Genomic DNA, 12,589 nt, shown 5'->3' on the forward strand with positions numbered 1-12,589 from the left:
TCAAACTCACTTATTTTAATACTGAATTAAGCTTTCAATTTTTAAATTAGGAAATTGTTCGCGGGCTTTAAAACTAGTCAATTCAATAACAAATACTGCGGCAATAACCTCGCCTTGTAATTCTTCAATTAAATTAATAATGGCATCAATCGTACCACCGCTGGCTAGCAAATCATCAACAATAACAACTTTCATTCCGGGAACAATCGCATCCTTATGAATTGCTAAAGTACTTTTGTTATATTCTAATTCATAACTTTTATGAATAACTGCTCGCGGTAATTTATCTGACTTACGAATGGGAACAAATCCCAATCCCAATTCACTAGCAACCGGAGTTGCAAAAATAAATCCTCGGGCTTCGGGTGCTACAATAACATCCGGTTTAAATGATTTAACAATTTCTTCTAATTGCTTAACAACTTGTTTAAATGCTACACCATTAGCCAATAATGGTGTTATATCCTTAAATTGAATTCCTGGTTTTGGAAAATTAGGGACATCAATTATTAATTCTTTTAAATCCATTAACTAACTCATCCTTCCAACATTATTAATCATTAACACCGATAACAATTTGCTCATCAGGTCCAGTTAATGATTTATAAATTTTTTGCTTTTTATTTCGTAAAAGTTTTCCTTTAATGTTAGCAAAATATACTCATAATCATCGCAATAAAATTGTTGAAGAATAAATACCAATAACACTACCTAATAAAAGACCAAATGCTGCCCCAATATTTTGACCAATAACAAATAACACCATTGACAATAACAAGACTAACGATAAAACAATTAAACTACTTTTTAAAGTCATTGTAAATCCCGTATTTACCAAATCCGATAAATTACTCTTATTCATTTTCGTACTATCCAAACCAATTTTATTTTCCCGAACACGGTCAAAGATAATTATTTTATGAATAATAGCAAAGATAACTACTGCTAAAATAGCTGTAACAACTTCAATCGTTACTTCAAAACGACAAATAATTATCAAAGAACAAGTTAATAAAACATCATGAATAATTGTCAATATATATACTATGCCCCGTTGACGACAAGAAATTTATTTTAATATACTATGCCCCGTTGACGACAAGAAATTTATTTTATATACTATGCCCCGTTGACGACAAGAAATTTATTTTAAATATACTATGCCCCGTTGACGACAAGAAATTTATTTTAATATACTATGCCCCGTTGACGACAAGAAATTTATTTTAAATATACTATGCCCCGTTGACGACAAGAAATTTATTTTATAAATTTCGCCGACGAAACAATCAAATTTTTCAAATTATTTTGATATAAATCGGTACGCATATTAGTTCCTTTGGCATTTGCTAAATCACCTAATAGACGAGCACTTGAACCAATAATATTGGAAATAATTCCCGCGGATTGTCCACCAGCTCCGCTAGAACCAGCAGGAACAGCACCAGCAGCACTAGTAAAAGCAGTAAGGGGATTAACCCCTGCTTTTTTCATATCTTCAGTTCCGCGCTGTCATTGGGTGTTGGCCATTCGCTCTTGAAAATCACGATTTAACTGATTTTGTGTTCTGGCGCTACTTGCACCAACACCTAAAATATCGGTAATAACATTTTTAATTCCTTCTCCGAATTTATCAAAACCAGATTGTGTGTTTTCATTAATATTAGGATATACATCTTTAAAATCATTCATAAGAAATCTCCTAAATTCTATCAATACCGGGAATACTAAATACCGGCATTGGTCGTTCATGTTTAACTTCAAAATAAAAATCAGCTTGAAATTGTGGCATATCATTAGTTGATTTAACAGCAAGAGTCCGGTCAATATTAGCCTTATCTTCTTTCAATCATTCAGCAGACAATTTAGGTAAAGAAGAATAATTATCACCATAATGATAATAATCTAAACCTTTCTCAACACTACGCATCATTCCAGTAATCTTATTGAATTTAGTACGATAAGAAGCTCAAGCCTCATTATAACCAAAAATTTCATCATCAACAGTAGTGGTACCACCACTAAAATAAATTTCTTTATTTTTAATTGGTTGTTCACCGATATTAGCAAATATTGGGTCATAAAAATCATTACGAGTACTACGAGTTCATAATTGTTCTAATCCTTGTTGATACGAATGTTCATATCGAACAGCAGCAACCAAAATTAAATAACCATGTTCCAAAAAAGTTTTATTAATTAAACTTTGACTTAAAAAACTTTCACCAAAAGCAGATAAATTTGCTTGAGCACTATCAGAAACAGTACTTGAAGTTTGCGGAACAGTATTGACATTTAAAGGTTTACGATAACCACCTAAATACTCAGCACGCTGTTGAGTTGCATCTAAAGAATTAACACCAAAATGTGAACGCAAATATTCAACATAACGCGTACCACTACGAGCATCTTTTTCTAACATATGCTGATATGTTATCGCTTGTCGTAAATCATTAATAGAAATACCTGTAGCTTTAGATAAATCAGCATATAAATTATTAGGATAAAGTTCATCTTTAGGTGCAACAGTTAAAGGATTTGTCAAATCTAGACCAGCAATTGAATAAGGATATTTACCATCAACATTTTTCCCTACCATACCAAGACGACCGGCAGCTTGTTTTTGACTATCAAAATCTGTACCATCAGTTTTACTAAATGTCAACGGATTTCATTTTCCTTTAATAACTGGTTGTTTATCAGTATGAATAGGAGCAGAACCGCCAATATTTAAATTAATAGCATCACCTTTTTGTGGTTTAGGCAGAGCACTAGTAAAATAATCATGATACTTATTAGTAATAAAAGGCATACCACCTAATTCTAAATCTTTAACTCAATCAGTACCATTAGAACCAGTTCCCGTAGAATTAGTTTTATTAATATGAGCTACTGATTGTAAATTTTGGTCGCGAAATCAATCATTAACAATTTGAGTATAAGCTCTAAAAGGTAAAGCACTAACCTTTAAACCTTTTTTATTAATAGGTAAACCCATATAATCAGCAATTGTACCAATTTTTCAACCATCAGTAGGAGAATTAACAGTCGGAACTAAAATTTCGCTAGAAACAGCCCAAGGGTCTTCATTTTCACCAAAAAATTTCTTAAAATCATCTCAAATAATCCGATTTGGAACAAAAAAACCATAAACATCAATATTCGCAACATCCATAACCGGTTTTAACATCGTAGTTTGTCGAATAAGAGCTTTAATATCTAATTTAACATTATCACCAGGCAAAATCTCATCCAAATAAATTGGAACTAAATCACCTGCATTAAAAGCAGTAATAAGCTTGCTATTTCTAACAAACATTGAATGTTGCGGAGAACTATTTAAAGTATTCCCAAAATTATAAACTAATTTATTTTTTTTCATCTACTTCTTCTCCTTTTACATCTAAATCATCTTTAATATCTTCTTGTTTATGATTTTTATTATCATTATTCAAACTTTTTAAATAATCATTAATAACATTTAAATTATCAATATTTTTTAAAAGATTTAAAGTTTCCATTGCTGAACTTGGTAACTGCGATAAATCAACATATGAACCTTCTTTAAAATTCAAATTTACAATTTCGCCGGTTCCATATCTATCAATCATTTCATTTAAAGTTGTACCAACACCAGCTTCCTGGATTTCATTATATATATTTGCTACTTTACTAACTCGTAAAGAAACTTCACCAGTATCTTTACTAACAACTCTTTCATAAATCTTATATTCAGCTTTACCACTCTCAGAAGGAACACTGACATTTTCAAATTCCTTATAAATTTTTTTCATGTTTTTTACCTTTCATAATATTTTTATTTTGTTGTTCAATTCAAGATGAATAACCATGATTATCTAAATAATCTTTTAAGACATCTAAATCTTTATCAATATTTTTACTTTTAATATATATCGACCTAATTGTTTCAATAATTAAAACAATAATCCCAGCACTAATAAGCATCGCTGAAATAATCACATAAGCTGGTCAATCAATATTTAAATGAGTATGTCCTATAAGACAAATAACAATTCCAGCTATAAAAAATAATGACGAAATTCCAAAGACCTTTAAAAACATAATAATGTCTTTAATACTAATTTTTGACATAAAAAACTCCTTTCTCTTGTTTTGAGAAAGGAACAGATGGTACAATATACCAGGGAAGGAATTACTGTGATTAATTCCTTTCTCATATATCAATTATACATGCCAAATTGTAAAGTTAAGTGCAACTAAATTATTTTTCTAACCAAATATTCGATTGGCGAAAGATAATTTAGTATTTTTCTTGGTCTTTGGTTTAAAGACAATATAAATTTATGAACTGCATTTTTAGTAGTGTTTGAAAAATTAAATTTTTTAGGAAATTTTTCTCTAATTAAACCATTAGTATTTTCATTAGTACCTCTTTGTCAAGGTGAATATGCATCAGCAAAATAAATTTTCACATTTAAATTTTTTTCAAGTTGTTGTCAATTAGCAAATTCTTTACCCCTATCAAATGTTATAGTCTTAACAAGATTATTTGGAAGAATTGATAAATAATGACTAATATTTTTGTTAATAACTTTAGTAGTTCTATTTTCAACTAATATTGCTAAAGTAAATCTTGATGTTCTTTCAACTAAAGTTATTAAACATGATTTACTTTTACCTCGTGATGATACTACAGTATCACCTTCTCAATGGCCAAGAGTTATGCGATTATTAACATTTCGTTCTTTAATGGATTTAATGGATTTACCATTAAATTTACCCCGATTTTCTTGAGATTTTCGTTTCTTACCTTTTCTTCTTAAATTTTTACTAGTAACCTTTTCAAGTAATCCAGAATAAATTCAATTGTAAATTGTTTTAAAACTAATAATTCATTCTTGATGAAAATTTTTAATTCTGCCATAAATTTGTTCAGGCGATCAACCTAATAATAATTTTTGTTGTACATATTTTACTAATTCTCTATTTTTAAATTTATGAAAATAAACATGTAATTGTTTTCTATTTTCTGCTTTATTTTGTGCAATTAATGAAAAATAATGATTATTATCTTTATTTCTATTAACTTCTCGATTAATAGTACTAATACTTCGATTAAGATTTTTAGCTATTTCACTAATTTTTACTTTAAATTTCAATTGATTCTCAATATAAATTCTTTCATCTATGCCAAGATGTTTGTATCCCATATAAAAACTCCTTAAATTTACTTTTTCTAAAATAAACTTAGCATCATGAAATTTTTATATGAAATCTTTTGCAATTTTATTTACTTGCACTTACAAGTATAATTCAGCAATTAAATTATAACTTTTTATACCTAGAAAATAAACCCCATACTTATACAAATAAATAATATTCCATTTTTGAACTTTTGAAAAAGAAATTATAATTTATTTTAAGGACAATCTTGAATTATTAAAATTTATTTATGAAAAAACTGTTATATTAAGTGACACCAAATTTGAAAAACATAAGATTAAAGCTGTACAAAAATTATTGACAAAAACAAAAAATTAAATAATAAATAAAAATTACAACATTTATGAATATCTTAGACTGAAAAATATAACCACAAAAGGCGAGCAATAATTTTATCATTGATATAAGTTATTTTTCATCTAACTATTCTACATAAGGAGAAAGGAGGCAATAAAATGAACAAGTGTAAAGACTGCAAATGTTCTTGTTCTGAGGGACATAATTGCAAAGACTGTAAGAAAGATAGTACTAGTAAACATAGTTGCTAACAAATTAAGACAATAAAATAAAAAAATAAGTCTCTAACTAAATTCCTTTGTTAGAGACTTATTTTACTATATATCTAGTTTTCCATTACAACCACATCGTACACATGGGGTATTTGTCGTAATGATGACAACAATTGTTGAAGCAGAACTTTGTTGGCAATTTTAATAACAAGATTAATACTGTATTTATTATCCGAACTTGTTTCAATATGAATTTGTTGAATCGAAGCATTTAAATTAGCAAGAATATTGGTAATATTAGCCATTAAACCATCACGGTCGTAACAAATTACTTTAATATTACTATAATATTGATGGCGCTTAACGACATTTTCATTCCACCACACTTCCAAAAGTCGTCCTTGGCGTTCTTCTGGAAGAATATTATGGCAATTAACACGATGCACGCGAATCCCACCAAGTTTACTAACATATCCCGTAATTGGTTCTAACGGCACTGGCATACAACAATGAGCTAAAGTTGCTTTAATATTATCAGCACCTTTAACAATAATGTCATCTTTTAAGTTAATTTTTTCAACTTTTTTTTCTTGAAGATGATTTAAATAAGTATTAGGACTAGTTTCATTACTTGCTAATAAAAGATTAATCGCATCATCAAGTTGATATTTCTTATTAGCAACATCTAAATAAAAATCTTCTAAAGTATGATATTTTAATTGCTTTAAGCGATGCATTAGATCTTTTTGGGAAACTAATTTTCATTTTAATTTCCGTTGCGTTAAAACATCATCAATCGTTTTTTTAACATTTTTAATTTTTTTAAGATTTTTAGATTCATTATCTTTATGAGTTTCATCAAATTCTTGTTCTTGTTTTTTTAAAAATCTTTTAATTTTATGCAATGCATAACTAGTTTTAGCAATAACTAGTCAGTCACGGGATGGTCGCATATTTTTGCTAGTTTTAATTTCCACAACATCACCAGATTTTAAAACAGTACTAACAGAAACATAGTTACCATTAATCTTACCACCCGTAGTTTTCTCACCAATATCAGTATGAACTTTATATGCAAAATCTAAAATTGTTGACCCAAAAGGCAAAGTAATAACTTTACCATTAGGAGTTAAAACATAAATTAAAGAAGTAAAAATATCACTCTTAACGGCTAACTCCATATTTGGTTTTTCATTATTTTCTAACTCTTCATTGTTAATATTTTCTAAATCTAAAATCCGATTAAAAATATCTAAGCGCTCATCAATATCAGCTTGGCGTTTTTTAGTATTATAGATTTCGTCCTCTTTGTATTTTCAATGCGATGCTGCTCCATAAGTTGCCTTTTCATCCATATCAACAGTTCGAATTTGAATCTCATAAATTGTTGCATCTTGAATAACTGTTGTATGTAATGACTGATATAAATTATATTTAGGCGTTGCAATATAGTCCTTAAATCTTCCTGGTAAAGGTGGAAATTGCTGATGCAAATAACCTAAAATCGTATAACATTCATCTATCGTATTAGTAATAATTCTTATCGCTAATAAATCATGAATATCTTCAAATTTACGCCCAAAATAATACATCTTACGATAAATTGAATAAATACTTTTGCTACGACCAGAAATTGTTGCTTTAATATTCTTACTATCTAATAATGACTTAATATTGTTAATCATTATGGCCATTAATGATTCTAAATGTTCTTTTTCCAAATCAACATTGCGAGAAATTCTTTTATATTCAACAGGATTTAAAATTGCAAAAGACAAGTCTTCTAAAAGACTTTTTACTTGTCGCATCCCTAACCGGTGCGCAATTGAAGAATAAACTTCTAAAGTTTCTTTCGCAATAACTTTTTGTTTTTCTGGTTCCAAATATTCAATTGTTTGGATATTATGTAAACGGTCTGCTAACTTAATAACAATAACACGAATATCGTGCGCCATACTTAAATATAACTTTCGCAAATAATTAGATTTAATTTCACTACGATTCATTTTAGCAAAATAAGATACTTTCGTGACCGCTTCAACTAAAGTTGATATCTCAATACCAAACTCTTTATTCAAGTCTTCAAAAGTTGTCGGTGTGTCTTCTAACACATCATGTAATAAACCAGAAATTAATGTTGCTAAATCCATATGCCATGTTGCCAAATAATAAGTTGTTCATAAAGGATGATTAATATAAGGTTCACCACTTTTTCTTAACTGCTGATCATGCTTATTATAAGCATAGGCATATGCGCGTTTTATTTCCTCAATATCTTTTTCATTACTAATATAGGTTTTAACTTTATCTAAAACTTGTTTAAATGTTATCGATTTCATAATATCAAACTCACTTATTTTAATACTGAATTAAGCTTTCAATTTTTAAATTAGGAAATTGTTCGCGGGCTTTAAAACTAGTCAATTCAATAACAAATACTGCGGCAATAACCTCGCCTTGTAATTCTTCAATTAAATTAATAATGGCATCAATCGTACCACCGCTGGCTAGCAAATCATCAACAATAACAACTTTCATTCCGGGAACAATCGCATCCTTATGAATTGCTAAAGTACTTTTGTTATATTCTAATTCATAACTTTTATGAATAACTGCTCGCGGTAATTTATCTGACTTACGAATGGGAACAAATCCCAATCCCAATTCACTAGCAACCGGAGTTGCAAAAATAAATCCTCGGGCTTCGGGTGCTACAATAACATCCGGTTTAAATGATTTAACAATTTCTTCTAATTGCTTAACAACTTGTTTAAATGCTACACCATTAGCCAATAATGGTGTTATATCCTTAAATTGAATTCCTGGTTTTGGAAAATTAGGGACATCAATTATTAATTCTTTTAAATCCATTAACTAACTCATCCTTCCAACATTATTAATCATTAACACCGATAACAATTTGCTCATCAGGTCCAGTTAATGATTTATAAATTTTTTGCTTTTTATTTCGTAAAAGTTTTCCTTTAATGTTAGCAAAATATACTCATAATCATCGCAATAAAATTGTTGAAGAATAAATACCAATAACACTACCTAATAAAAGACCAAATGCTGCCCCAATATTTTGACCAATAACAAATAACACCATTGACAATAACAAGACTAACGATAAAACAATTAAACTACTTTTTAAAGTCATTGTAAATCCCGTATTTACCAAATCCGATAAATTACTCTTATTCATTTTCGTACTATCCAAACCAATTTTATTTTCCCGAACACGGTCAAAGATAATTATTTTATGAATAATAGCAAAGATAACTACTGCTAAAATAGCTGTAACAACTTCAATCGTTACTTCAAAACGACAAATAATTATCAAAGAACAAGTTAATAAAACATCATGAATAATTGTCAATATTAATGGTAGAATAAAACTTCAATCAAAACGAATAATTAAATAAATTAGAATAATCACCATAATAACTGCTAACACAATAACCCCATTAATGACAACGCTACCACTAGTTTCATTTCATAAAGAACCATAACTAACATCATTAATTCTAATTTCAGATTGGAAATTATTTTCTGATAACCAAGTTTGTAAGGAGTTAACATATTTATTATCAATTAAGGAAGTTTTAATAACAATATTATATCCACGATCTTCCATCCGCCTAAATACTGCTAGCGAATAACTATCTGCTGAATAATCGGTTTTAAATTTACTAATAATTTCATTTTTAGTTTCCTCAATTGCTTTTAGAAACGCCTCATCATCAGCACCATCATCACTCGTAATACTATGTCCAGAAGTTTGCACTTGAAAAATTGTTCCCCGCGTAAATTCTAAACTAGTACCCGGTCCCGCAGTTGTAACAACAATAACACCACACGAAATAATAATCGTAGAAAGTAAAACTAATCATTTAAAACTTTTTTGATAACTAAATTTCTTAGAAAACTGTGTTATCCGATTAAAACCAAGCTTTTTAATAAGATAATGAATTTTTTGTTTTATAATTACAGAATTAGTCATTACTAAATCTTGACGGTTATTAATCCAGTTTAATGATAATAACGAATAATAAATTCCTCGGATTAAAACAATACCAAAAATAAAAGCTCCTAAAATACTAATAATTAGCATAATCGCAAACGATTTAATAATACCGGTTCCAAATCAATAAATAAAGAAACTAATTATCAATGGCAAAACAGTCGTATCAAAAACTGTTGATATTGATTTTCGATTAGCATCTAAAAAAGATTGAATTAAAGATTTACCCCCATTAAACTCAGTTTTCATTCGTTCTAATAAAATAATACTACTACTTAAAGCAACCATCATACCTATCAGCATAGCAATAAACACTTCTCAGCCATAAATCCCTAATAAAACATTAAACACAACCATTGTAACAACGACCATTGTTGCTAAAATAAGACCCAAAATAAGACCCAAAACACGATAAAATACTGCCAAAATAACTAATATTATTAACAAAATAACACTAACAGTAATAATCATCATCACCTTTGTGGCATTACTAATTACGGTATCGGATACTGAATATGACTCAACTTGGTAGGCAATTCCTTTAATGCCGGCACTAAAAATTTTAGCTAAACCAGCGGCTGCCTCTTCACCACTAATTTCAATAAAAGCAATATCACTTACTTTATCACTATTATTAGGTTTAAGCTGTAATGATGAAGATGTAATTAAATACTTATTTTTATATTTGTTATTCATAACATCTTTAAATTCAGTATTAACAAGTTCTACTAAAAAAGGACGAAACGGATTTAAATATTTTTGCTTATCATAAGTATCATCTTCATTATTAATATCAATTGTTAAATCACTATTTGGCGAATTCTTATTATAGCTAAGAACCTCATTAAAAGTAACATCAGCGTTTTGAAAATAGTTATAAATATCAGAATCCGTATTAACACTTTGATCAGCTAAATTTACTTCTTTAACATCACCATTTTCACGATTACGAACACTAGCCGCTAAGAGACTTCGCAGAGCATTTCTTAATTCTTGCGCTTCACCACCTTGCAAAGCTACCGCTTTAGCATTAATAAATTTTCTAAGTTTTATCAAATCGTTATAATTGCTCCGCATCTCATCTAACATTTGCCCAAAATCTTGTCAAACATAAACTGACTTTTTATCTTGATATTTTAAAATCGCATTATATAACTCTAAATTTTTAATTTTGAATTCAATTGATGGCTTATTTATTCCCGAAATTAAAGAATTTTTGATTGAACTACTATCAATAAAATCTTTTAAAACAATTCTTTTACCATCCTTCTTTGCTGGTTTGTAAGTTTCACCTGTCCCTGTACCAACAAGTAAATCATCACCTTTATCATCTAAAAAGAAAATTGATCCGCTGCGTTCAACATCTCGTAAAAAATCAGCAATATTACCATAATTAGCTTGCGGAACGATAACATTTAAACGACTTCCCCCAATATTACTAGCAAAACGACTAATATCCATTCGTTTTTTTCTTAAAGGATCAATTTTATCTTGCAAAGTATTAACAGCCTCATGACGATTTTTCGCATTTTCATAACTAACAATTGTTTGATATGCCCCACCAACTAACATTCCTGAACGAAAATTATTATCAACAAAAAAACTACCCGTAATTAAACCAGCAATAGTACTTAAAATTAAAATAATAAATAAACCGAATTGAATTCAAAGGTTTCGTTGCGTTCCTTTAATATTATTTTTCATATCTATACCTCATTATTTCTTTTCAAACATTTCTTTAAAATCATCTAATGATATTGTTTTATCAGTAATTAATTTATTATTAATATATTCAATAACAATATTTGGTTTAATATTAAATATATCATATGTTGCTTGTTGCAAACTAGTAGCTTGCCGTTTATGCAAAATCACTTCCAAATAATAAGTTGCCACATCAACGATTGACAACGAAGAAATTTCTAATTTCAATTCCATAGTTTTTAATTCTAATAATTTAAGAACATAACTATACAAATAAGACTTTTCCATTATTTTTTCCAACCTTATTGTCAAATCATTTATAATTATACAATATAATTTTTAAAAGTGAAAAAATAATTGTCGCTAACAACTATCGGCAATGTTCTTCCATATTAGTAATATAATTTCCTTTTTAATTATCATCTTCCACAAAGTTATAATAAATATTTTGCACATCATCATCAGCTTCTAAGGAATTAATTAACTGTCAAAACTGTTCAATCGCAATTTCATTTTCTAAGGATACTGTTTTATTCGGTTGAAAAATAATTTCACTAACATCAAAGGCAGTAACACCCTTAGATTCTAAAAAGGTTTTGGTTATTCAAAACCTATCAACAGTTGTCGTAATAATAAATGTTCCTTCATCATTATTAACATCAATAGCCGCAATTTCTAAAGCTCATTCAAAAACTTCATCCACACTAACCATCTTATTAGTAAAAACTAATAGTCCCACCCGAGTAAAAAGATAACGAACACTGCCAGTAACGCCTAATGTTCCTTTAGCTTTATTAAAAATACTCCGAACATTAGTCGCTGTACGATTACGATTATCCGTTAAACATTCAACCATAACAGCAATATGTCCCGCAACAAAACCTTCATAAATAATTTCTTCATAATTAAGATTACTATTATCTTGACTAAATTTCTTTAAAGCACGGTCAATATTTTCTTTAGGCATATTAACTGTTTTTGCTTTTTCAATGAGCAATCGCAATTGATTGTTAGTTTCAACATTAACCCCACCGTTTCTTACCGCAGTATTTAATTGGCGTAAAATTTTTTGAAAAATTTTACCACGAATTTTATCTTGGGCTGCTTTACGATGCTTAATATTTGCTCATTTTGAATGTCCTGCCAT

General features: G+C 28.8%; 11 protein-coding genes and 1 pseudogene. All 12 read right to left on the minus strand.

Features of this window, described 5'->3' with window-relative positions:
* Window positions 1-15: 15 nt before the first annotated feature.
* The 12 genes and pseudogenes from ACFEL5_RS00675 to ACFEL5_RS00730 all read right to left on the minus strand — a co-directional run bounded on the left by ACFEL5_RS00675 (window position 16) and on the right by ACFEL5_RS00730 (window position 12,589).
* Entirely contained in the window at window positions 16-528 is a 513-nt protein-coding gene (locus ACFEL5_RS00675) for an adenine phosphoribosyltransferase (RefSeq protein WP_342190024.1), read from the minus strand.
* 25 nt (window positions 529-553) lie between these two features.
* A pseudogene (locus ACFEL5_RS00680) lies at window positions 554-1,039 on the minus strand (protein translocase subunit SecDF); the annotation flags it as partial.
* A gap of 221 nt (window positions 1,040-1,260) precedes the next feature.
* Window positions 1,261-1,692, minus strand: a complete 432-nt coding sequence (locus ACFEL5_RS00685; protein ID WP_375315442.1) for a hypothetical protein — start codon at window positions 1,690-1,692, stop codon at window positions 1,261-1,263.
* A 10-nt stretch (window positions 1,693-1,702) separates the two neighbouring features.
* A complete protein-coding gene (locus tag ACFEL5_RS00690; RefSeq protein ID WP_375315456.1) occupies window positions 1,703-3,382 on the minus strand; it encodes a major capsid protein in 1,680 nt (559 codons plus the stop codon).
* Window positions 3,369-3,794 carry a hypothetical protein gene (locus tag ACFEL5_RS00695; protein WP_375315454.1) on the minus strand — a complete coding sequence of 142 codons (426 nt, stop codon included), beginning with the start codon at window positions 3,792-3,794 and terminating at the stop codon, window positions 3,369-3,371. The genes ACFEL5_RS00690 and ACFEL5_RS00695 overlap by 14 nt, the downstream gene beginning before the upstream one ends.
* Complete coding sequence (locus ACFEL5_RS00700; RefSeq protein ID WP_375315447.1) at window positions 3,778-4,113, minus strand: hypothetical protein; 336 nt, start codon at window positions 4,111-4,113, stop codon at window positions 3,778-3,780. Before ACFEL5_RS00700 ends, ACFEL5_RS00695 begins: the two co-directional genes overlap by 17 nt.
* Before the next feature lie 125 nt (window positions 4,114-4,238).
* A complete protein-coding gene (locus ACFEL5_RS00705; RefSeq protein WP_375315457.1) occupies window positions 4,239-5,192 on the minus strand; it encodes an IS30 family transposase in 954 nt (317 codons plus the stop codon).
* Window positions 5,193-5,827: 635 nt separating this feature from the next.
* Window positions 5,828-8,053 (minus strand): RelA/SpoT family protein, encoded by a 2,226-nt coding sequence (locus ACFEL5_RS00710; RefSeq protein ID WP_375315458.1) that lies wholly within the window; start codon window positions 8,051-8,053, stop codon window positions 5,828-5,830.
* A gap of 19 nt (window positions 8,054-8,072) precedes the next feature.
* A complete protein-coding gene (locus ACFEL5_RS00715) occupies window positions 8,073-8,585 on the minus strand; it encodes an adenine phosphoribosyltransferase (RefSeq protein ID WP_342190024.1) in 513 nt (170 codons plus the stop codon).
* 25 nt (window positions 8,586-8,610) lie between these two features.
* Window positions 8,611-11,442 (minus strand): protein translocase subunit SecDF, encoded by a 2,832-nt coding sequence (secDF, locus tag ACFEL5_RS00720; protein WP_375315459.1) that lies wholly within the window; start codon window positions 11,440-11,442, stop codon window positions 8,611-8,613.
* 12 nt (window positions 11,443-11,454) lie between these two features.
* Entirely contained in the window at window positions 11,455-11,730 is a 276-nt protein-coding gene (locus tag ACFEL5_RS00725) for a hypothetical protein (RefSeq protein WP_338968116.1), read from the minus strand.
* Between the two features lie 124 nt (window positions 11,731-11,854).
* Window positions 11,855-12,589 (minus strand): YebC/PmpR family DNA-binding transcriptional regulator, encoded by a 735-nt coding sequence (locus ACFEL5_RS00730; RefSeq protein ID WP_375315460.1) that lies wholly within the window; start codon window positions 12,587-12,589, stop codon window positions 11,855-11,857.

The organism is Spiroplasma endosymbiont of Tipula paludosa (genome assembly GCF_964264785.1).
Lineage (GTDB): Bacteria > Bacillota_I > Bacilli_A > Mycoplasmatales > Nriv7 > Nriv7.